The 20,797-nt window shown below is 69.0% G+C and carries 15 protein-coding genes and 1 tRNA gene; 9 read left to right on the top strand and 7 right to left on the bottom strand.

All coding sequences use genetic code 11. The features are described from left to right. Window positions 1-31: 31 nt before the first annotated feature. Window positions 32-3,469 carry a bifunctional proline dehydrogenase/L-glutamate gamma-semialdehyde dehydrogenase PutA gene (gene putA / locus ROJ8625_RS11890; protein WP_085792108.1) on the bottom strand — a complete coding sequence of 1,146 codons (3,438 nt, stop codon included), beginning with the start codon at window positions 3,467-3,469 and terminating at the stop codon, window positions 32-34. 106 nt (window positions 3,470-3,575) lie between these two features. Here putA and ROJ8625_RS11885 point away from each other — a divergent pair, with 106 nt between their 5' ends. The 3 genes from ROJ8625_RS11885 to ROJ8625_RS11875 all read left to right on the top strand — a co-directional run bounded on the left by ROJ8625_RS11885 (window position 3,576) and on the right by ROJ8625_RS11875 (window position 4,805). Continuing rightward, window positions 3,576-4,052 (top strand): Lrp/AsnC family transcriptional regulator, encoded by a 477-nt coding sequence (locus ROJ8625_RS11885; RefSeq protein WP_085792432.1) that lies wholly within the window; start codon window positions 3,576-3,578, stop codon window positions 4,050-4,052. An 86-nt stretch (window positions 4,053-4,138) separates the two neighbouring features. Beyond that, a complete protein-coding gene (locus tag ROJ8625_RS11880) occupies window positions 4,139-4,675 on the top strand; it encodes a tetratricopeptide repeat protein (RefSeq protein WP_085792431.1) in 537 nt (178 codons plus the stop codon). A 44-nt stretch (window positions 4,676-4,719) separates the two neighbouring features. Continuing rightward, window positions 4,720-4,805 (top strand) — tRNA-Leu (locus tag ROJ8625_RS11875). Window positions 4,806-4,841: 36 nt separating this feature from the next. Here the strand turns inward: ROJ8625_RS11875 and ROJ8625_RS21475 are convergent. From ROJ8625_RS21475 to ROJ8625_RS11860, 4 genes are all read right to left on the bottom strand, one after another. Then, window positions 4,842-4,976 carry a hypothetical protein gene (locus ROJ8625_RS21475; RefSeq protein ID WP_268794694.1) on the bottom strand — a complete coding sequence of 45 codons (135 nt, stop codon included), beginning with the start codon at window positions 4,974-4,976 and terminating at the stop codon, window positions 4,842-4,844. A gap of 148 nt (window positions 4,977-5,124) precedes the next feature. After that, window positions 5,125-8,181 (bottom strand): efflux RND transporter permease subunit, encoded by a 3,057-nt coding sequence (locus ROJ8625_RS11870; protein WP_085792107.1) that lies wholly within the window; start codon window positions 8,179-8,181, stop codon window positions 5,125-5,127. A 4-nt stretch (window positions 8,182-8,185) separates the two neighbouring features. After that, complete coding sequence (locus ROJ8625_RS11865) at window positions 8,186-9,268, bottom strand: efflux RND transporter periplasmic adaptor subunit (protein WP_085792106.1); 1,083 nt, start codon at window positions 9,266-9,268, stop codon at window positions 8,186-8,188. Next, entirely contained in the window at window positions 9,265-9,816 is a 552-nt protein-coding gene (locus ROJ8625_RS11860) for a TetR/AcrR family transcriptional regulator (RefSeq protein ID WP_268794696.1), read from the bottom strand. The genes ROJ8625_RS11865 and ROJ8625_RS11860 overlap by 4 nt, the downstream gene beginning before the upstream one ends. Window positions 9,817-10,058: 242 nt before the next feature. Between ROJ8625_RS11860 and ROJ8625_RS11855 the strand changes: the two genes are divergently transcribed. Beyond that, a complete protein-coding gene (locus ROJ8625_RS11855) occupies window positions 10,059-11,003 on the top strand; it encodes a lipid A-modifier LpxR family protein (RefSeq protein ID WP_085792104.1) in 945 nt (314 codons plus the stop codon). A gap of 214 nt (window positions 11,004-11,217) precedes the next feature. Next, complete coding sequence (locus tag ROJ8625_RS11850) at window positions 11,218-12,306, top strand: Hint domain-containing protein (RefSeq protein WP_085792103.1); 1,089 nt, start codon at window positions 11,218-11,220, stop codon at window positions 12,304-12,306. Between the two features lie 156 nt (window positions 12,307-12,462). On the opposite strand, the gene ROJ8625_RS11845 is transcribed toward ROJ8625_RS11850, so the two are convergent. Next, a complete protein-coding gene (locus ROJ8625_RS11845; protein WP_085792102.1) occupies window positions 12,463-12,969 on the bottom strand; it encodes an SH3 domain-containing protein in 507 nt (168 codons plus the stop codon). A 109-nt stretch (window positions 12,970-13,078) separates the two neighbouring features. Here ROJ8625_RS11845 and ROJ8625_RS11840 point away from each other — a divergent pair, with 109 nt between their 5' ends. The 3 genes from ROJ8625_RS11840 (at window position 13,079) to ROJ8625_RS11830 (ending at window position 17,440) form a co-directional block, all read left to right on the top strand. Beyond that, window positions 13,079-14,065 (top strand): 2-hydroxyacid dehydrogenase, encoded by a 987-nt coding sequence (locus ROJ8625_RS11840; RefSeq protein WP_085792101.1) that lies wholly within the window; start codon window positions 13,079-13,081, stop codon window positions 14,063-14,065. Continuing rightward, entirely contained in the window at window positions 14,062-14,871 is an 810-nt protein-coding gene (locus ROJ8625_RS11835) for a hypothetical protein (RefSeq protein ID WP_085792100.1), read from the top strand. Before ROJ8625_RS11840 ends, ROJ8625_RS11835 begins: the two co-directional genes overlap by 4 nt. A gap of 145 nt (window positions 14,872-15,016) precedes the next feature. Further along, complete coding sequence (locus ROJ8625_RS11830) at window positions 15,017-17,440, top strand: DUF6851 domain-containing protein (RefSeq protein ID WP_085792099.1); 2,424 nt, start codon at window positions 15,017-15,019, stop codon at window positions 17,438-17,440. A 69-nt stretch (window positions 17,441-17,509) separates the two neighbouring features. On the opposite strand, the gene ROJ8625_RS11825 is transcribed toward ROJ8625_RS11830, so the two are convergent. Further along, on the bottom strand, window positions 17,510-19,084 hold the full coding sequence (locus tag ROJ8625_RS11825) for a 2-isopropylmalate synthase (protein WP_085792098.1): 1,575 nt from the start codon (window positions 19,082-19,084) through the stop codon (window positions 17,510-17,512). Window positions 19,085-19,551: 467 nt separating this feature from the next. On the opposite strand from ROJ8625_RS11825, the gene ROJ8625_RS11820 reads away from it, so the two are divergent. Next, complete coding sequence (locus ROJ8625_RS11820) at window positions 19,552-20,742, top strand: aspartate aminotransferase family protein (protein ID WP_085792097.1); 1,191 nt, start codon at window positions 19,552-19,554, stop codon at window positions 20,740-20,742. Window positions 20,743-20,797: the final 55 nt, after the last annotated feature.

Genomic DNA, 20,797 nt, shown 5'->3' with positions numbered 1-20,797 from the left:
CGAGCACCGCGCCGCGGCGCCCGGCCTGGGGTCAGGACACCCCGGCGAGCAGCTTCGCGTTGCCGCCGGCCGCGGTGGTGTCGACGCAGACATGCCGTTCGATCCGCGCGTGGCCGCGATCGGGCTGGCCGGTCACGAGGAACGCGATCGGCCCCTCGCGACGCGCGAGCGCCGCACGGATCGCGCGCGCCGTATCCGCATCGCCCCACCAGATCACGCCGGCGATCCCGTCCAGCGTGGTCAGCGTCTCCGGCGTGACATGCCCTTCGGCCTCGATGGCGACGCCGCCCAGGTCGCGGATCGCCTTGGCCTGCGCGGCCGCTGCCTCCGCGCCCGGCCCGAGGCAGAGGATCGGGTCCCGGGGCAGGGTGGAGAGCATGTTCGACTCACCCGTGGGACCGGGCAGCTCGGTCTTGTCGATCACGACCTCCTTCGCGGCCTTGCGCGCGGCGGTCTCGATCCGCTTGGCGGTGTCGTCCTTGGACCACTCGCCCGCCGCGTGGTCGGCGGGGTGAGCACGGAAGCGCTCCACATAGTCGGGGCCGCCGGCCTTCGGCCCGGTGCCGGAGAGGCCCTCGCCGCCGAACGGCTGGGAGCCCACGATCGCGCCGATCTGGTTGCGGTTGACGTAGACGTTGCCCACGCGAATCCGGTCCGACACGTGCTGTACCCGGTCGTCGATCCGAGTCTGCAGACCGAACGTCAGGCCGTAGCCCTTGGCATTGATCGCGTCGATGGCGCGGTCGATCCCGTCCGCCTTGAACGTGGCGAGGTGCAGCACGGGGCCGAACACTTCGCGCTCCAACTCGCCAATGCCCGTCACGCGGATCAGCGTCGGCGCGACGAAGTGCCCGGCATCGGGTGTGTCGCATGTCTTGAGCACGCGGCCCTCACCGTCCGCCTCCGCGATGTAGGCGTCGATATCGGCCTTGGCCTCGGCGTCGATCACCGGGCCGACGTCGGTCGACACGTCCCACGGCCGGCCGATCCGCATGGCATCCATCGCGCCAGTCAGCATCTCGGTGAAGCTCTCGGCGATATCTTCCTGCACGTACAGGCAGCGCAGCGCCGAACACCGCTGCCCGGCCGACTGGAACGCGCTTTCGACGATCGCCGCGACCGCCTGCTCGGGCAGGGCGGTGGAATCGACGATCATCGCGTTGAGCCCGCCGGTCTCGGCGATCAGCGGCGCGCCCGGATCGAGATTCTCGGCCATCGAGCGATGGATGATCTGCGCGGTCTCGGTGGAGCCGGTGAAGGCCACGCCGCCGACCTCGGGCGTCGAGGTCAGCGCCGCGCCGACTTCGCCCGCACCCGGAACGAGTTGAAGTGCGGTGCGCGGCACCCCGGCCTCGTGCATCAGTTGCACCGCGCGGTGTGCGATCAGCGGCGTCTGCTCGGCCGGTTTCGACAGCACCGCGTTGCCGGCGGCCAGCGCCGCGGCGATCTGCCCGGTGAAGATCGCCAGAGGGAAGTTCCACGGGCTGATGCAGGCAAAGACGCCGACGGCCGGATCGCCTTCGGTTCGTGCGCCGTAGTAGCGCAGGAAATCCACGGCCTCCCGGATCTCGGCCACCGCGTCGAGCAGCGACTTGCCCGCCTCGCGATGCAGGATCGCGAACAGCTCGCCGTAATTCTCCTCGTAGAGATCGGCGATCCGGTTCAGCACCGCGCTCCGCTCGGCCGGATCTGCGTCCCAGGGTCGCGCGGCGCGAGCCGCCGCCGCCACGGTTTCGGGCGTCGCCCACGTGATGGTGCCCACCTCGTCGCGCGGCCGTGCCGGGTTGGGCACGACCTCCTCCGCGCCGGCGGGCGCGTCCTCGGCCGTGATCGGGCCGGCCTGCCAGCGATGCCGCTCGAACGCGCCGCGCGCGGCGTCGATCTCCTCGAGCGTCGGGCGATGGCGCAGATCCCAGCCTTTCGAGTTCACGCGCTCGGGCTCGAACAGCTCCGCCCCGGTGGTCAGGCCGCTGTCGTGAACCTCATCGAACGGATCGGCGGCCACCGTCTCCGGCGGCACGTCCTCGTCGACGATCTGGTTCACGAAGGACGAGTTCGCGCCGTTTTCGAGAAGACGCCGGACGAGGTAGGCCAGAAGGTCCTTGTGCTGGCCGACAGGCGCGTAGATCCGGCAGCGCACGCCGTTCTTCTTCATCAGCAGGTCGTAGAGCGTCTCGCCCATGCCGTGCAGGCGCTGGAATTCCCACGCCTCGTTGGGAACCTCCATCGACTCGGCCATGTGCACGACGGCCATCGTGGTGTGCGCGTTGTGCGTGGCGAACTGCGGATAGATGCGGTCGGTCATCTTCAACAGCTTGCGCGCATTGGCGATAAAGCTCACGTCCGATGCCGGCTTCGACGTGAAGACCGGGAAGCTGTCGACGCCGAGAACCTGCGCGCGCTTGATCTCGGTGTCCCAGTAGGCGCCCTTCACGAGGCGCACCATGATCCGCCTGTCGAGCCGTGTCGCCAGGTCGTGCAGCCAGTCGAGCACCGGGGCCGCGCGCTTGCCGTAGGCCTGCACCACGACACCGAACCCGTCCCAGCCCTTGAGCGACGGCTCGGAGAGCACTTCCTCGATCACGTCGAGCGAGATCGCCAGCCGGTCGGCTTCCTCGGCATCGATGTTGAGCCCGATGCCCGCCGAGCGGGCGAGCTGACACAGCGTGCGCAGCCGCGGTACCACGACCTCGAACACCAGATCGGAGTGTAGCTCGTCGTAGCGCGGATGCAGCGCGGAAAGCTTGACGGAGATGCCGGGATTGTCGCGCGTCTTCTTCGACTTCGCGGCCTCCGCGATGGCGTTGATCGCGCGCGAATAGCTCAGGTGGTAGCGCCGCGCATCGTCCTCCGTGCGCGCGGCCTCGCCCAGCATGTCGTAGGAATAGGTGTAGCCGCGCGACTCCTGCTTGGCGGCGCGCTTCATCGCTGCCTCGATCGTCTCGCCCAGCACGAACTGCTGGCCCATGACCCGCATCGCCTGACCGACGGCGCGGCGGATGACCGGCTCGCCCAGCCGCTTGATCGCGCCCCGCAGATGGCTGGCGACGCCGGGGTCGCGGTCCTTCAGCACATTGCCCGTCAGCATCAGCGCCCAGGTCGAGGCGTTGACCAGGGGCGAGGCGGAATGGCCCATGTGCTTGCCCCAGTCGGACGGCGCGATCTTGTCCTCGATGAGCGCGTCGATCGTCTCGGCGTCGGGCACGCGCAGCAGAGCCTCGGCCAGGCACATCAGGGCGATGCCCTCCTCGGTGGACAGGCCGTACTCGGCGAGAAAGACCTCCATCAGGCCCGGACGCGCGCTGCCGCGGATATCGCGCACCAGGGCCGCCGCCCGTTTCGAGATTTCCGCACGATCCGCCGGAGTCAGCTCGGCGGTCTCGGCCAGCGACGCGACCAGCGGCGCTTCGTCGGCGTAGGTCTGCGCGTCGATCGTCCGGCGCAGGTCGGATGCGATATCTCTGGGCATTGAAAGTCCTCCGCAAATTTGTGCTAGCTTACGCGCCTTCGTCGAGTGATGTTTCCCGAATGGGCGGCCGAAGCTGCCCGATCCGCCTTCTTTGGAGCGTTCGACCGTGCAAACCGATATCCTCGAACTCGACCGCTTCGATCGCGCGATTCTCGCGGTTTTGGGCGAGGATGGGCGCTGTTCGATCACCGAATTGGCGCGCCGTATCGGCCTGTCGAAATCGCCCACGCAGGCGCGGCTGCGCCGACTCGAGGAAGTGGGCGCGATACGGGGATATCGCGCCATCCTCGATCCGATCCGGCTCGGGCTGGATCACGTGGCCTTCGTCGAGGTGCGGCTCACCGACACCCGTGAAGAGGCGCTCGCCGACTTCAACGACGCGGTGGCGGCGATCCCCGAGATCGAACAGGCACATCTCATCGCGGGCAATTTCGACTATCTCCTCAAGGTTCGCACGGCCGACATGCGCAGCTATCGGCGCGTATTGGCCGAGCATATCTCGACCCTGCCGCACATCGCCTCCACCTCCACCTATGTCGCGATGCAGGCGGTCAAGGAAGACGGGATGGCCCGGCGGCCCTGATCGGCCGCGCGCAGGCCGGATCCGGTGCCCAATTCGTCAGCGCGCAGCGCTTGACCGGCGCGGCGCATGCGGGCGATCCTCGGAAGATGCGTGCCCTGATCGCCTGTCTTCTGATCGCCTCGCCGGCCTGGGCCGATTGTCCGGCGCCGCCCGACCACAGTGATGATCTCGATGCACTGATCGCCGAGGCCCGGGCCGCCGAGACCGAGGCCGAGGGCCAGCGCATCTCCAACGAGATGTGGCGCCACTGGGCCGATGCGCCGGACGAGGCGGCACAGGCGCTGCTCGATCGCGGCATGGCGGCGCGGCGGGTCTATGACCTTCTCGCCGCCCACGAGGCATTCGACCGGCTCGTCGCGTACTGCCCGGACTACGCCGAAGGCTACAATCAGCGGGCCTTCATCGCCTTTCTGCAGCAGGATTACGCGGCCGCGCTGCCCGATCTCGAGGCGGCGCTGGAAATCAACCCGCGGCACGTCGCGGCGCTGTCCGGCAAGGCTCTGACCCTTTTCGGTCTCGGCCGGACCGAGGCCGCGCGAGAGACGCTGCGCGCCGCGCTCGCCCTCAATCCCTGGCTGTCGGAACGGCACCTTCTGGATGCCGCTCCGGGCACCCCGCTCTGACGCTTTTCCTCGCCTGCGCGCTTCGCTAGGGTCGCGCTCCGCGGGCCCGCGTGGTGGAATGGTAGACACAGGGGACTTAAAATCCCTAGGCCGAGAGGCCGTGCCGGTTCGAGTCCGGCCGCGGGCACCAGCGGGATCGGATCCCGAACAAGATGCCGCTCCTGCTTCAGGTGAGCACGAGGGCGAGCACGCTGCACGATCCGAGCAGGGACAGCAGCAGGAGCAGCAGAACCGTGCTGCCGGGCGCGCCAACGCGCTCGTCATCCTGCCGTTCGACATCCTCGGGGTCGCCGTCCCTCATCGCGCCACTTCGAAAAAGGCGTCCATCGCGGCGCCGGATCAACCATAGCACGTTTCGCGCACGCGCCTAAGCGCGGCGCCGATCCCGCTCCGGGCTGAATACATGAGGCACTGGCGAGGGGCAGCCGCCCCCCGCCAGCGACACACACTCAGGCCGTCTTGGTCGGCGCGTCGGCCCTCCAGGCACGCGGGAAGAAGATCACGTAGAGCACCGGCGCCGCGATCAGCGTGAGCACCGAGGCGAAGCCGAGCCCGCCCATGATCGTCACCGCCATCGATGCGAAAAAGGCATCGGTCAGCAGCGGCGTCATCCCGAGGATCGTCGTGCCCGCGGCGAGGACCACGGGCCGCAGACGCGAGGTGGACGCGCGAACGACGGCCTCGCGGAACGGCACGCCATCTGCGCGGGTCAGGTCGATCTCCTCGACCAGCACGATGCCGTTCTTGATCAGCATACCCGACAGCGACAGAAGCCCCAGAAGCGCGGTGAAGGAGAACGGCAGGCCGGTCGACAAAAGCCCGATCGCCACCCCGTTCACAGCCATCGGCACGAGCAGCCATATGATGAGCGGCTGGCGCAGCTTGCCGAAGAGCAGGATCGAGATCAGCACCATCACCAGAAGCGACAGCGGCAGCTGCCGTCCGAGGCTCTGCTGCGCCTCCGCCGAGCTCTCGTATTCCCCGCCCCAGGCCATCGAGTAGCCCTCGGGCAGCGCCATTGCCTCGATCGTGCCGCGCACCTCGGTGAAGACCGCGTTCGCGTTGACGCCGGCGGGGACGTCGGCCTCGACCGCGATGGTCGGCACCCGGTTGCGCCGCTGAAAGAGCGTGTCCTCGACGTCGTAGCCGAAGCCGTCGATGATCTGCTCGAGCGGTACGAACGTTCCGGCGGGTTCGGACCAGACGGGTTGATCGATCAGGTGCGCCCCGCCGCCGCTGGCGGCCGCCGGATCGCGCACGACGATGGGGATCAGCCGGTCGTTTTCGCGGTACACCCCGGCGCGCGTGCCGTCGGTCGCGCTCGCCAGCGCAGTGGCCACGTCCTCGCGCGCGATCCCGGCGGTCTGCGCCCGGTTCTCGGCATAAAGAGGCCGCACCACCAGTTCGCGCTGGCGCCAGTCGGTCCGCAGGTTCTGCACGTCGTCCGACGCCTCTTCCATGCGGGCGCGGGCCTCGTCGGCGAGCGCGCGCAGCACGTCCGGGTCCGAGCCGGAAAAGCGCACCGCGACGGGCGCGCCCCCGCCCGGCCCGAAGGCGAGACGCTCGCTTCGGAACTCGCCCTGCGGCAGGGCAGTGGCTCCGAAATCCTCGAGTCGGGCGCGCAGCGGCGGGATCTGTTCCAGCGTCTCGGTCCGGATGATCAGATGGCCGTAGGTCGGCAGGCTTTCTTCGGGCGCGTAGGTCAGCATGAACCGCGTGGCGCCGCCACCGACGAAGGTCGCGACGGACACGACCTCGTCCTGCTCGGCGAGCCAGTCCTCCAGCACTTCCATATCCGACGCGGTGCGCCGGATGTCGGCGCCCTGCGGCAGCGTGTAGTGCACGTAGAACAACGGCGTGTTGGAATCCGGGAAGAACTGCTGCTTGACCTGTCCGAAGCCCCAGTAGCACACGACCGTCAGTGCGATCAGCCCGGCCACCACCAGCCAGCGCAGGCGCAGCGCCACACGCAGCACCGCCGCGTAGGCGCGGAAGATCGGGCCGTTGTAGGCCGAGCCGGCCTCGGTGCCGCCGCGCTTGAAGAAATAGTGCCCGAGCAGCGGCGTTGCGGTGATCGCGAGAACCCACGACAGCAGCAGCGAAATTCCGATCACGGCAAACAGCGAGAATAGGAATTCGCCTGTCGCGTCCGGGCTGAGGCCGATCCCGGCAAACGCCATGATGCCGATCACCGTTGCGCCCAGCAGCGGGATCTGCGTCTTGCCTGCGACGTCCGACGCCGCCTCCCGTGACGACTTGCCCTCGGCCATGTCGCCCTGCATGCCCTCGGCCACCACGATGGCGTTGTCGACGAGCATGCCCATCGCGATGATGAGCGCGCCGAGCGAGATGCGCTGCAACTCGATCCCGAACACTGCCATGAAGAACACGGTGCCGACCACCGTCAGAAGCAGCGTCGTGCCGACCACGATGGCGGCGCGCCAGCCCATGAACAGCGCGAGGACCACGGCGACGATCGCCACGGACGTTGCGAGGTTCACGAGAAACTCGTTCGAGCTCTCCTCGACGACCTCGTGTTGCTGATAGATCGGCTTGAATTCGACGCCGTACGGGATGTCCGACATCAACTGGTCGATGCGCGCATCGGCCGCCTTGCCGATATCGACGATGTTGAGGTCGGACTTTCCCGACACGCCGATGGTGAACGCCTCTTCGCCGTCGAACCGGATGATCCGGTCTGGATCGTCGGCGCGGCCGCGATAGACGCGCGCGATGTCGGTCAGGTCCACCACCTCGCCCTGCACCCCGACGGTGAGGTTCTGGATCTGCTCGACCGTATCGGATCCGACCGGAGGCGCGATGCGGATGCTCTGTCCGTTCTGGTCGATCGACCCCGCGGGCGTGACGACGTTGGCGTTCGCGATGGCGTTGACGATGGCGGCGGGCGGAATCCCCAGGTTCGCGGTGATCGCCGGCTCGGGCTCCACGAATACCGCCTCTTCGGGCAGGCCGGAGACCTCGACATCGGCCACGCCCTCCACCGCCAGCAGCTCGCGCCTCAAGAATTCGGCCAGCGCGTGCGTCTCGGCATCGGTGAAGCCCGGCGCGGTCACGGCGTAGAAGATGCCGAAGACGTCGCCGAAGGTGTCGTTCACGATCGAGGGCCCGGCGCCGTCTGGAAGATCGCCCTGTGCGTCGTTCACTCGGTTGCGCAGCTTGTCCCAGATCTGCGGCAACTCGGTGCCGTCATAGGTCGACTCGATCTCGACGTCGATGCGGCTGACGCCGGGCTTGTTCGACGACGTGATGGTGTCGATCTCCGCCATCTGCTGGATCGCGCTCTCGAGCGGCTCCGACACCTCGCGCGCCACCTCTTCGGCCGAGGCGCCGGGATACTGCGTCAGCACGATCGCGTTCTTGATGGTGAAGGCAGGATCCTCGAGCCGGCCGATCGTGGCAAAGCCCCAGAGCCCACCCAGCAGGCAGCCGATCATCAGCAGCCATGTGATAAGCGCCTTGTCGATGGCGCCGCGTGCGATCTGCATGATCCTATTCCCCGATGCCGGTGAACCGGCGGACGGTCTGGCCGTCCTCCAGCTGAGACGCGCCCGTGGCGACGATCTCGGTTCCGGTCTCCGGCCCCTCGGCCAGTGAGATCCGACCGTCCGGCCGCATGTCGATCGTCACCGGGGTCCGGCGCACGGTGCCGCGATCGGGATCCTCCTCCGATGGCTCGAAGACCATGACGGCGGGATCGCGATCGGCGTCGAAGACCAGCGCGGTCTCGGGGATCACGATGCCCGAGCCCGACCCCAGCGGCGTGACCACGTTCACCGTCGTCGAGGATCCGGGCAGCACCCGTTCGCCGGGATCCTCCGTGAACGCGAGCGTGAGGCGATAGGTCTGCCCCACATCCGCGGTCTCGGCCTCGAACTCTCGGAACACCAACGGGTGGCGCGTGTCGCTTTCGGGGAACGTTGCCGAGAGCTTGATCTGGTCCTCCGCGCCCGCAGCGCGCCGGAACAGAACTTCGGGCACGTCGATGGCCACCTGTTTCTCCGACATGTCGTGCAGCCTCACGACCGGTTGGCCGGCGGACACGGTGGAGAAGTTGGCGACCTCGCGCCGGGCCACCAGCGCATCGAACGGCGCGTTCAGCGTGGCATCCTCGAGCCGGTCCTCTGCGTCGGCGACCGCGATCCGCGCGAGGTCGCGCTGCGTGCGGGCGTCCTGTATCTGGACCTCGGAGGCCGCGTTCCCGGACAGTCGCTCCAGTCGCTCGAGATCGCGCTCCGCCTTGTCGAGTTGCACGCGCGCCTCCTCGAGCTGTCGCTCGAAAGGCTCGAGGTCGAGCTGCGCCACGAGGCCGCCTGCGGCGATCGAGGTGCCCTCCGACGCCGGAAACTCGACGATCTGGCCACCGACCTGGAAGGCGAGGTCGACCGTCTCGCGCGCCCGGACCCTGCCGAAGAACTGTCGCTCCACCGTCGTTCTCCCGGCATCGAGGGTCATGAGCTTGGCCGGGCGGGGCGCCGGCGGGGGCGCGTTCGCCGCCTCGCCGTTCTCCTGCGCGGCGGTGGCAAGGGGCACGAAGACCAGAAGAGGCAGGGCCAGAAGGGCGCGGCGGATCATGACGTGGGCTCCGTGAGCTGGAGTGAGGGGCATCGGCCCTTGCGGCCGTAGAGACAGAAGTCGGCGAGCATGCCGCCCATGACCTCCGGCGGCGGACGCTCCGACCCGAGCGCCAGCCAGTGACGCAGGAGGCTCAGGAAACCGCCGGCGAAGAAGCGCGCCTGCGCCGCGTTCTCCCGCGGGGTCAACGCCTCGCTTCCGGCGGCATCGGCGTCGGTCAGGAACTGGGTCACGAGATCCGCGAACCGCGCCTCGACCTCGCTGGCCACCGGCCCGTCGAGCAGTGCGGCCAGCCGCGGATCGTCGGCATCGAGATCGGCAAAGACCGACGTCATCAGTTCACGCAGCCGCTCCGGCGCAACGGCGTCGTCGGCATCGCTGAACGCGCGACGGTGGCGCGCCGCGATTTCCGTCAGGAGCCCCTGCAGGTGTTCCTCCAGCATCGCGCCGATGCACGTGTAATGCGCATAGAACGTCTGGCGCGTGACGCCCGCGCGACGGGCCAGCGCCTCGACCGAAATCGAGTCGGGCTGCGTTTCGGCCATCATTTCGCGCAGGGCGCGATGCAGCCGGAGGCGGGATCTGAGGCGGCGCTTGTCCATGAGCGGCGAAGATGGGCGCTATTTGACACATGTCAAGTAAGTCGACGTGCCGCGACTCTGGCGGCGTTCCGGCCACACCCACGCTTCGTGCAACGGCGGCGTGTCGGTTTTTGATGGAGCGCCCGCAACGGCGCGGGTACAGAACCGGACCTAGAAGCAGATCGAAAAAGAAAAATACCGCAGGCCCCATGACACGACACCGCGCTCGACCGGCTGCCGTCCGGCATGTCTTCGCGACTGCCGCCCTGATCCTCGGGCTCGGGGCCAGCGCCGCCGACGCGCAGGACCGGATCCGGCTCGGATACGGTCGCCTCTTCGTGAACGACTCGCTCGGCGAATTGCAGGATCGGTGGCAATCCGGCTCGATCACCGCGAGCCGGGTCTGGGGCTATCAGTTCGATGGCACGCTGCCCGCGACGCCGGGCGACATGATCGAGCTGCGCACCCACGGACGCGCGATCGCGCCGGCGTCACTGCGGGCCTTCGACCCCGACGATCGCCGCTATGCCGGCATCCTGTCGGTCGGCGCGCATACGCATTTTCAGCGCGGCGCGGCGGAAGTCACGCTTGGCGCGGACCTCGTGGTGACCGGCCCGCAGACCGGCGTGGGCCAGTTCCAGACCGCGCTGCACGACCTCATCAGCATTCGGCCGCCGGCCCCGCGGATCCTCGACGAGCAGATCGAGAACGGCTGGCACCCGACGCTGGTGGCCGAGGTCGGATCGACCCGCCCGCTCGGCGATCATGCCCGCCTGCGCCCCTTCGCGGAGGTGCGATGGGGCGACGAGACGCTGGCACGCGCCGGTGTCGACCTGTCTTTCGGGCAATTCGGGCGCGACAGCCTGATGGTGCGCGACACCGTCTCGGGCCAGCGCTACGAGGTCATCGGCGTGCCCGAGAACGGCTTCAGCCTGATGCTCGGCGCCGATTTCGCACAGGTGGCCGACAGCATCTACCTGCCCGACGATCGCGGACCGGAGCTCAAGGCCGACCGTCAGCGCCTGCGCGCCGGACTGCACTGGCAGGGCACGGGCAAGAGCGCGTTCTATGGTGTCACTTGGCTGGACGAGGAGTTCGAGGGCCAGGACGGCGGCCAGGTCGTCGGCGCGGCGCGGATCAGCTTCGAGTTCTGAGTGGTCTCCGTTCGGCGCCCCGCGAAGCGCCGGCGCCGGCCGGTGTGCCGGCTCGGCGGAAACACGTATAGCATGAGCGAAATGTTGCCCAACTGCAACCATGCAATTGCACTAACGTGAATGACGGCCGCAATCCCCTTGGGATCGTTTAAAAATCGCCCTCGCTCTGCTATGCCACGGTCAGAAACATAAAAACGACGGGCAGGACAGAGCATTGGCAACGGGCGTCAAGGGCACGTTCGTCATCTCCTGGTCGCAGACGGTGTTGGATGGGTTGAGCGCGGCTCCGGTGTCGGCTCTCGCGGTCGGGTCCTCGTGGGCCTGGCAGGGAGAGGCGGTGCGCGTCGACGGCCCGAATTCCGTTCTGCAGCTTGACCGGACCTCGGGAGAGGCGGATCTGAGACAGCGCGCCGCGCGCATGGTGCGGCGCCTTGCGGGGGCGGCGATGGACGATTGCGTCGCGACGCGGGGACGCGCGCCGGACGGCGAGGTCGCGGGCGACTTCGGCGCGGGCGACCGCAACTTCGTGGTCACCGACGGCATCGCGAGCTACACGGCCACGCTGATCGACCTCGGGCGCGGGGTCCCGCCGCTCCTGATGTTTCTCGGCGACCTGCCGCCGCGTGGCGCCGACCTCTGGATCGTGCATCACACGCTCGATGCCGGGCCGCCGGGGCTCGATGCGATGACGGGCGAAGGCGGGGTCATCTGCTTTACCCCGGGCACCCGGATCGCGCTCGCCGACGGACGCGCGGCGCGTGTCGAGGAACTCGCCGAGGGCGACCGGGTCCAGACCAAGGACAGCGCCGGGCAGGAGATCCGCTGGATCGGGCGCCGCCGCATGTCCGGCGCCCGGCTCTTCGCGATGCCGAAGCTCCGCCCGGTGCGGATCCGCGCAGGCGCCTTCGGGATCGACCGTCCGGACGACGAGTTCCTCGTGTCTCCCGAGCACCGGATGCTGGTGCGCGGCGCCGTGGCGCGCGCGCTCTTCAACACGCCCGAAGTGCTGGTCTCGGCGCGCGATCTCGTCAACGGCGATACCGTGACGACGGACATGAACGTGAAGGAGGTGACCTACATCCACCTCCTGCTGCCCCGCCACGAGATCGTCTTCGCCAACGGCGTCGAGACCGAGAGTTTCCATCCCGCGCAGACCGCGCTCGGCTCGCTCGACCCGCGCGACTTCGAGCGGCTGCGCCAGCTCATGCCGCAGGTGGAGGCCAAACCGCAGAGCTTCGGCGCCGCCGCGCGCCGCAACCTGACGGCGTCAGAGGCCGCGATCCTCCTGCACGAGGCGGCCTGACGCGCAAAATTTTTTCTAAATCAGGTTTTTACGCCCGGATCTGCGCGCGATGCGCGAGGCGTCGGGCGGGGCGGGGGCTCTGCCCCCGTCGCCTGCGGCGACTCCCCCGGGGTTTCCGGCAAGATGAAGCCGAAGTCGTCGCGCCCAGGCGCCCGATCAGTCGCGCAGTTCGTCCGCGGCCACGCCCCAGAGCGCCGCCTTGCGCGTCCAGCCCCGCTGGCCGCCGGCCTCCACCTCGCACCAGGTCTGCACGCAGGCGCCGAGCCGCGCAACGACGCCGAGCCCGAGCTTGGCCATCATCTGCGAGCCCTCCGCCGGGCGGGCGTAGAGCGGGATCATGTCCTCCTCGATGAGGACGGTGCGCACGCCCGACAGGAGCGAGTAGTGCACCCAGCCCCCGGCGCCGTCGCGGTCGCGCACGCGGCGCCAGTGGCCGAATTCGGCAGTGACCTCGAGCGGCATGTCGCGCCGCACGTAGACCCAGTCGATCCGATGGGTCAGCGACGGGCCGCGCCGGACGTTGCCCTCCGATGCCTTCAGCGACACGTAGCGCGGCAGCGGCAGGTTCGTCACCGGACCGCGCACGCGGTCCGCCGCGGCGGCGCCCGCCGCGAGGCTGACGATGACCAGCGCCAGCGCCGCACCCCTGGCTTGTCTCAACATGTGATGTCTTGTCCTGCTCGGTTTTCTCCGGCCGGGGTTCTTGTGCCCCGATCCGTCTTCGGCCACTCTGCCTCGAAAGAATGTTGCTTGAAAGATCGAGGGTGCGGGCATGGCATCAAAGCCGCTGAGTGTTGTCGTCACGCGACGCCTGCCGGAGGCGGTGGAGACCCGGATGAAGGAGCTGTTCGACGTCCGCCTGCGTGACGACGACACGCCGATGTCGCGGGGCCAGCTGCTCGACGCGATGCAGGAGGCCGACGTGCTGGTGCCGACGGTCACCGACACGATCGACGCCGGGCTGATCGGGCAGGCGGGGTCGCGCCTGAAGCTCATCGCGAATTTCGGGGCGGGGGTCGACCATATCGACGTGGATACCGCGCGGACGCGCGGCATCCTCGTGTCGAACACGCCCGGCGTGGTGACAGAGGACACCGCCGACATGGTGATGTCGCTCCTGCTCGCGGTGACGCGTCGGATCCCCGAGGGGCTGGCGACGATGCAGGGCGGGCATTGGAGCGGCTGGGCGCCGACGGCGTTCCTGGGTGGGCGTATCGGCGGCAAGCGGCTCGGCATCCTCGGCATGGGACGCATCGGCCAGGCCGTGGCGCGGCGCGCGCGCGCCTTCGGGATGCAGGTGCACTACCACAACCGGCGTCGGCTCCGGCCCGAGGCCGAGGCGGCGCTGGAGGCCACCTACTGGGACAGCCTCGACCAGATGCTGGCGCGGGTCGACGTCCTGTCGGTCAACTGCCCCCATACGCCCGCGACCTTTCACCTGCTGAACGCCCGCAGGCTGAAGCTGATGAAGCCCTCGGCGGTGATCGTGAACACCTCGCGCGGCGAGGTGATCGACGAGAACGCGCTGGCGCGGCGGTTGCGCGCGGGCGACCTCGCCGGGGCGGGGCTCGACGTCTACGAGCACGGCACCGACGTGAACCCGGAACTGCGCGACCTGCCGAATGTCGTTCTGCTGCCGCATATGGGTTCGGCGACGCGGGAAGGCCGGCTGGAGATGGGCGAGAAGGTCATCATCAACGTCAAGACCTTCGCCGACGGGCACCGGCCACCGGACCAGGTCGTGCCGGCGATGCTGTGAGGCGGGCGGCGCTCGCGCTGATCCTCGCCGCGGGGGCGCTCGCGGCGCTTCTGCTCCACAATCCGGCCGTCGCGGGCGCAGAGCGCGCCGCGAGCCGCGTCGCGGTCGCGGCCGGCGCCGTCTACGTGTCGCTGCGCGCCATCAACGCCACGCTGTCGGTGGCCCAGGAGGTCGAGCTGGGCGGGTCGGCGGTGGTGTCGGCCAACGCGCAGCCGATCAAGGTGCTGGAGCCTGTCGACGACACGGTGGAGCGCGTGGCGGCGACGGTGTTCGCGGTGTCGGTGGTGGCGGCGACGCTGTCGGTGGCGGCCGAGCCGTTGAGCGTTCTCGGGGCCGGGCTGCTCCTGGCGGCCCTGGTGCCGTGGCTGCTGGCGCGGCGCGGGCGGCTCGGCCGGGTCCTCGACCGGGCCGTTGTGGCGGGTGTGGCGCTGGCCTTCGTGCTGCCGGCGCTGTTCTGGACCGGCGCCGGCATTGCCGACCGGCTGACCGAGCCGCGCATGGCCGCCGCCCGCGCAGACCTCTCGGAGATCGCGGATCGCGCACGGGGGATCAGCGCGGCGGAGGCGGCGATCGACGGCGGCACGACCTCCCCGGACTCGTTTTTCGACCGGACGATCGAGGGGGTCGGCGACATCCTCGGGACCGTGCGGACCTACCGCGACAGTGTCGCCTTCTTCCTCGGCGAGGCCGACACCATCCTGAACGCGTCGCTCACGGTGATCGGGCTCCTGCTGCTGGAGGCGCTGATCCTGCCCATCGCGGTGGTGTCGCTGGCGCTCTGGGTGCTGCAGCGGCGAAAACCGTGATCTGAAGCCCGGTTCCTCGGCGACGGCGTGGAAAATGCGGATCCGTGCGCAGCTTTTTCTGTGCAGGTTCCATTTCACTTGGTAACATTGACGTTATTGAGCGGAATGCATTCGATCCGTCCTATTCGTTGCGCGGGATTTTACCATGACCTTTCTTCTGACCGGCTCCGAAGCCGATGATGTCTTCGACATAACGACACCCCACCGCATGATCGTCACCTTCGCCGGAGACGACACCGTGACCACGGTCGGGGGTGCGCCTCTCACCTTCCTGTCGCTCGGCGCGGGCGACGACGTGCTCAGCGCGGGCACCGTCGTCGGCGGCGTCAGCGCCGGCGGGGGCGACGACAGCCTGTCCTTCGCCGCGCATGTCGAGGAGGTGCGCGCGGGACGCGGCGCCGACACGCTCTCGGTCTCGGGCGGCGCCCGGTTCGCCGTGACGGGCAGCGACGATGACCACGTGACGATCGAGGCCGCGCCGGTGACCTTCCTGTCGCTGGGGTCGGGGGACGATACGCTGAACGCGACAGCGCGCGTTGACGGTGTCGTGGGCGGCGCGGGCGCGGATACGCTGGCGCTGCTCGGCGGCGCGACGGAGGTCCGGGCCGGCCGCGGCGACGATCGGGTCGAGATCGATGGCGGCGCCGCGCTCGTCCGACTGGGCGCCGGCGACGACGAACTGCGGCTCGGCGATCTGGTCGATCGTGCGTCGGGCGGGGTCGGGGACGACACGCTCGTGCTCGACATCAACGCCGGCCAGGTCGACATAGAGATCCTCGAGGACGGGTTCCGCTTCACCGGCCGGTTTTCCGGCGCCACGATGGACATCGACGGGTTCGAGACCGTGGTCTTCGCCGATCGGAGCTTTACCGCGGCGGAACTGGCCGCGTCTTTCGATCCGGACGATGCGCTGCCGGTGATCCAGGTCGGCGGCGGCACGCAGACTGTGACCGTGAACGATCCGACGCCGACCGCCTCCGTGGTCTGGGACCGTGTGGTTCAGCAGGCGGTGATCGAGACCGACAGCCCCACCGGGCCGACCGTGGCCTCTCGTGCCTACGCCATGGTGCACACCGCGATGTACGATGCCTGGTCGGCGTTCGACGCGACGGCCGTGCCCGTGTCGTTCGACCTCGAAGGCGACAACGTCGAGACCAGCGGCAGCGATGCCGACAAGGCCGAGGCGATGAGCTGGGCCGCCTATACCGTCCTGATGGACCTGTTTCCGGATGTTGCGCCGCTCTACGCCGAGGTCATGGAAACGCGGTTCGGCTACGACCTCGGCGCGCCGTCGAAGATCGCGGAGATCGGCATCGACGCCGCCGAGGATCTGCTGGCGTTGCGCGCCGACGACGGGGCGAACCAGTCCGGCGCCTACGCCGACACGACCGGCTACGTGCCCGCGAACGGCGGTCCGAACGCCATCGTCGACATCACCCTGTGGACGCCGGAGAACGTCCCGATCGATCCCGAGGACGACGATGTCGAGCAATCCTTCCTGTCGCCGCACTGGCGGGAGGTGGAGGGCTTCGCGCTGGCCGAGGACGCCAGCGGGGCGACCGACTTTTCCGGCACCCTCCCGCCGCCGCCGGAGGCGTTCTTCGCGCCGGCCTTCGCGGGGTCGACGCTCGACCTCGCGGCGCGCACGATCACGCTGTCGGCGCCCCTGTCCCTCGACGGAGATACCTTCGCCGCCGGAGACACGATCCCGGTGACCAAGGCGCTGGTCGGCCCCGTCATCAACCCGGGCTTCGTCGCGCAGGCCGAGGAGGTGGTCGCGTTCAGCGGCGGGCTCACCGACACGCAGAAGATCATCGCGGAATTCTGGGAGGATGGCGGCGGCACGGCCTTCCCGCCGGGCACGTGGATGACGTTTGGCGAGTTCGTGTCGGCACGCGACGGCCACACGCTCGACATGGATGCGCAGATGTTTCTCGCGCTCGGGAACGCGGTCATGGATGCCGGGATCGCGACGTGGCACTCCAAGGTCGAGTACGACTACACGCGTCCCGTCCGCGCGATCCGCGAGCTGGGTGAACTCGGCCTGATCGGAGAGCCGGGCACGGACGCATTGACGGGCGAGACCGGCAACGTGATCGAGGCCTTCGGCGGCTTCGACGCCGAGGGCTACGGCATCGGTACGCAGACGATCCTCGCGGCGAACTTCAACACGTTCCAGCGGCCCTTCGACAATACCTCGCCGCCCTTCGCCGAATACACCTCCGGGCATTCGGCCTTCAGCGCCGCGGGCGCGGAGGTCCTGTCGCGGATGACCGGGAGCGACGCTTTCGGGGCGCATGTCCTGTTCGGCATCGACACGATCCAGTTCGAGCGTGGCGTGCCCGAGGAAGAAGTGACGCTCATTTGGGAGACGTTCTCTGACGCGGCCGACGAGGCCGGCCGGTCTCGGCTCTACGGCGGCATCCATTTCGATGACGGCGACATGAACGGCCGCGCGCTCGGCCGGATCGTCGGCGCCGACGCCTACGAAGTCGCGCAGCGCTTCATCGACGGCACGGCGACGGACGCGGACCGGCCCTTCTTCGGCGAGGATGCGATGCTTGCCTGACCGGGCGTGCGCCCGGGCCGGCAAGACCACCTCGCGAGGGGCCGGCCCGGGCGTCGCATTACCGCCGGATCATCCGGCATCCTTGTAGGAGATCTCGCGCGCGTCCGAGCCGGGCCCGGTCTTGTCACGCCGCACGAGCAGCCGGTTCAGCGCGTTCACGTAGGCCCGCGCCGAGGCGACCACGGTGTCGGTGTCCGCCGACTGGCCGGTCGCGAACATTCCGTCCTCCTCGAGCCTGACGCTCACCGTGGCCTGCGCGTCGGTGCCTTCGGTGACCGCGTGCACCTGGTAGAGCTGGAGCCGCGCGCCGTTGGGATGCAGCTCGCGCACGGCCTTGAAGGTCGCGTCGACCGGGCCGTCGCCCTCGCAGGTTGCCGACACCTCCTGTCCGTCGATCTCCATCTCCAGCTCCGCCCGCGCAGGGCCGCCGGTGCCGCAGGTGACCGCGAGGTTTATGATCTGCAGGCGGTCGGCCATGCCGTCCGTCGTGGTGGCGGTGACCAGCGCGAGGATGTCTTCGTCGTAGACCTCCTTCTTGCGATCGGCGAGCTCCTTGAACCGCACGAAGAGATCCTTGAGCTGGTTGTCTCCGACCTCGACGCCCAGTTCCGACAGCTTGGAGCGCAGCGCCGCGCGGCCGGAATGCTTGCCCATCACGAGGCTGGTCGCCGACAGGCCGACATCCTCCGGCCGCATGATCTCGAAGGTCTCGGCGTTCTTCAGCATCCCGTCCTGGTGGATGCCGCTCTCGTGCGCGAACGCGTTCTTGCCGACGATGGCCTTGTTGTACTGCACCGGGAAGCCCGACACCGTCGCGACGCGGCGCGAGATGTGCATGATCTTCCTGGTGTCGATGCGCGTGTCGTAGGGCAGGATATCGCCGCGGGTGCGCAGCGCCATCACCACCTCTTCGAGCGCGGTATTGCCGGCGCGCTCGCCGAGGCCGTTGATCGTGCACTCGATCTGCCGCGCGCCGCCCTCGACCGCGGCGAGGCTGTTCGCCGTCGCCATGCCGAGGTCGTTGTGGCAGTGCGTGGCGAAGACCACCTCGTCGGCACCGGGCACCGTCGCGATCAGGCGCCGTATCAGGTCGGCGCTCTCGACCGGCGCGGTGTAGCCCACGGTATCGGGGATGTTGATCGTGGTCGCGCCCGCCTTGATGGCGATCTCCACCACCCGGCACAGGTAGTCCCACTCGGTTCGCGTCGCGTCCATCGGCGACCACTGCACGTTGTCGCAAAGGTTGCGGGCATGGCTCACGGTGTGCTCGATCCGCTCAGCCATCTGCTCCTTGTCGAGGTTCGGGATGGCCCGGTGCAGCGGCGAGGTGCCGATGAAGGTGTGGATGCGCGGCCGCTCGGCATGCCGCACGGCCTCCCAGCAGCGGTCGATGTCGGTCGGGTTGGCCCGCGCGAGGCCGCAGATCACCGCCTGCTTCGCGCGCTCGGCGATCTCCTTCACGGCGCGGAAATCGCCCTCGGAGGCGACGGGGAAGCCCGCCTCGATGATGTCCACGCCCATCTCGTCGAGCAGCTCGGCGATCTCGAGCTTCTCGGCGTGGGTCATCGTCGCCCCCGGCGATTGCTCGCCGTCGCGCAGCGTGGTGTCGAAGATCAGCACGCGGTCTTTGTCGGTCTGTGTCATGGGTCGGAACTCGTTGGATGAGGTCGCATCTGTCGGTCGCGGTATCCTGTCCGGACCGGCTGTGGCTCTCTCGGCGCGGGCCCGTATCCTCTGAGCGGTCGCGCCGAGATGGCCGCGCTCAGAGGCGGGTAAGGAGAAGCAGGCCGAGCGGAAGCGCCGCCGAGGGGCGGGCGCGCATCGCGATATGAACCGGGCCTGTCATGTCCCGGACTATACATTCCGTGAGGACGAAGAAAACCCTCCGCGTGACGGAAATTTCTTGCCATCCGCGCGCCGGCATGCTTCGAGCACCGTCATGACGACGTCTGTCCGGACCCGACGAGGCCGCTGAGCCTCCGCCGCGCCGCGCGCGCCTGCATCCGCCGCTGTGCGTCCGTGTCCCGTTCCGTCTTCTCCCTGCCGTCCAGCTTGACTTGACCCCGGGCCCTTGGCACCCCTTGGGCTCTTCATCGCGAAGGAGCGATCCGATGATCCCGTCCGTCCTGCCGACCTATTCGCGCGCGCCCCTCAGGTTCACCCATGGCGAGGGTGCCTGGCTCGTCGAGGCGGACGGCCGCCGCTTTCTCGACATGGGGGCGGGCATCGCCGTCAACGCGCTCGGCCACGCCCATCCGGCGCTCGTCTCGGCCCTGACCGAACAGGCGGGCAAGCTCTGGCACGTCTCGAACCTCTACACGATTCCCGAGCAGGAAGCGCTGGCCGACCGGCTCGTGGCCGCGACCTTCGCCGACACCGTGTTCTTCACCAATTCCGGCACCGAGGCCTGCGAGCTGGCGGTCAAGATGGCACGCAAGTACTGGCACGCGAAGGGCCACCCAGAAAAGACCGGGATCATCACCTTCGCGGGCAGCTTCCACGGCCGCTCGACCGCGGCCATCGCCGCCGCCGGCTCGCCCAAGATGACCGACGGCTTCGGGCCGCTGATGCCCGGCTTCATCCATGTCGGCTGGGGCGATCACGACGCCCTGCACGCCGCGATCGACGACCACGTCGGCGCGATCCTGATCGAGCCGATCCAGGGCGAGGGCGGCATCCGCACGCTGCCCGAGGCCTGCCTGAAGGGGCTGCGCACGCTCTGCGACGAGAAGGGGATCCTGCTGATCCTCGACGAGGTGCAGTGCGGCATGGGCCGCACCGGGCGTCTCTTCGCGCATGAATGGGCCGGCGTCACCCCCGACATCATGATGGTCGCCAAGGGCATCGGCGGAGGCTTCCCGCTCGGCGCCGTCCTCGCCACCGAGGCCGCCGCGGCGGGCATGACCGCCGGGACGCACGGGTCGACCTACGGCGGCAACCCGCTCGCCTGCGCGGTGGGCCTCGCGGTGATGGATCACCTCGCCGATGCCGATTTCCTCGCGGAGGTCCGCCGCAAGTCCGCACTTCTCGTCCAGTGGCTCGAAAGCCTCGTCGCCACCCACGCCGACGTTTTCGAGGGGGTGCGCGGGCAGGGGCTGATGCTCGGCCTCAAATGCCTCGTGCCCAACACCGACGTGGTCGCGGCCGGCTACGACCACGGCCTCATCACCGTGCCCGCGGCCGACAACGTGATCCGCCTGCTTCCGCCCTTGACGCTCACCGACGAGGACATCGCCGAGGCCGCCGCCCGTCTCGACCGCGCCGCCACGGCCGCGTCGCTGAAATCGAAGGCTCCGGCCTGATCTTCTTCTTGGCACAACTACTCCGGGGGTCCGGGGGCTGGCCCCCGGTGCCGCG

This window comes from Roseivivax jejudonensis, from assembly GCF_900172265.1.
Classification (GTDB): Bacteria; Pseudomonadota; Alphaproteobacteria; order Rhodobacterales; family Rhodobacteraceae; genus Roseivivax; species Roseivivax jejudonensis.
Note: the sequence above shows the minus strand (reverse complement) of the source record. Positions and strands in the feature narration are given on the sequence as shown.

Bases quoted from the DNA above. Each gene is read 5' to 3' on its own strand.
- ROJ8625_RS11855 (WP_085792104.1), top strand. From the start codon at position 10,059: ATGACACGACACCGCGCTCGACCGGCTGCCGTCCGGCATGTCTTCGCG.
- ROJ8625_RS11880 (WP_085792431.1), top strand. From the start codon at position 4,139: ATGCGTGCCCTGATCGCCTGTCTTCTGATCGCCTCGCCGGCCTGGGCC.
- ROJ8625_RS11820 (WP_085792097.1), top strand. From the start codon at position 19,552: ATGATCCCGTCCGTCCTGCCGACCTATTCGCGCGCGCCCCTCAGGTTC.
- ROJ8625_RS11865 (WP_085792106.1), bottom strand. From the start codon at position 9,268: ATGATCCGCCGCGCCCTTCTGGCCCTGCCTCTTCTGGTCTTCGTGCCC.
- putA (WP_085792108.1), bottom strand. From the start codon at position 3,469: ATGCCCAGAGATATCGCATCCGACCTGCGCCGGACGATCGACGCGCAG.
- ROJ8625_RS11840 (WP_085792101.1), top strand. From the start codon at position 13,079: ATGGCATCAAAGCCGCTGAGTGTTGTCGTCACGCGACGCCTGCCGGAG.
- ROJ8625_RS11830 (WP_085792099.1), top strand. From the start codon at position 15,017: ATGACCTTTCTTCTGACCGGCTCCGAAGCCGATGATGTCTTCGACATA.
- ROJ8625_RS11860 (WP_268794696.1), bottom strand. From the start codon at position 9,816: ATGATGGCCGAAACGCAGCCCGACTCGATTTCGGTCGAGGCGCTGGCC.
- ROJ8625_RS11825 (WP_085792098.1), bottom strand. From the start codon at position 19,084: ATGACACAGACCGACAAAGACCGCGTGCTGATCTTCGACACCACGCTG.
- ROJ8625_RS21475 (WP_268794694.1), bottom strand. From the start codon at position 4,976: ATGAGGGACGGCGACCCCGAGGATGTCGAACGGCAGGATGACGAGCGC.
- ROJ8625_RS11870 (WP_085792107.1), bottom strand. From the start codon at position 8,181: ATGCAGATCGCACGCGGCGCCATCGACAAGGCGCTTATCACATGGCTG.
- ROJ8625_RS11845 (WP_085792102.1), bottom strand. From the start codon at position 12,969: ATGTTGAGACAAGCCAGGGGTGCGGCGCTGGCGCTGGTCATCGTCAGC.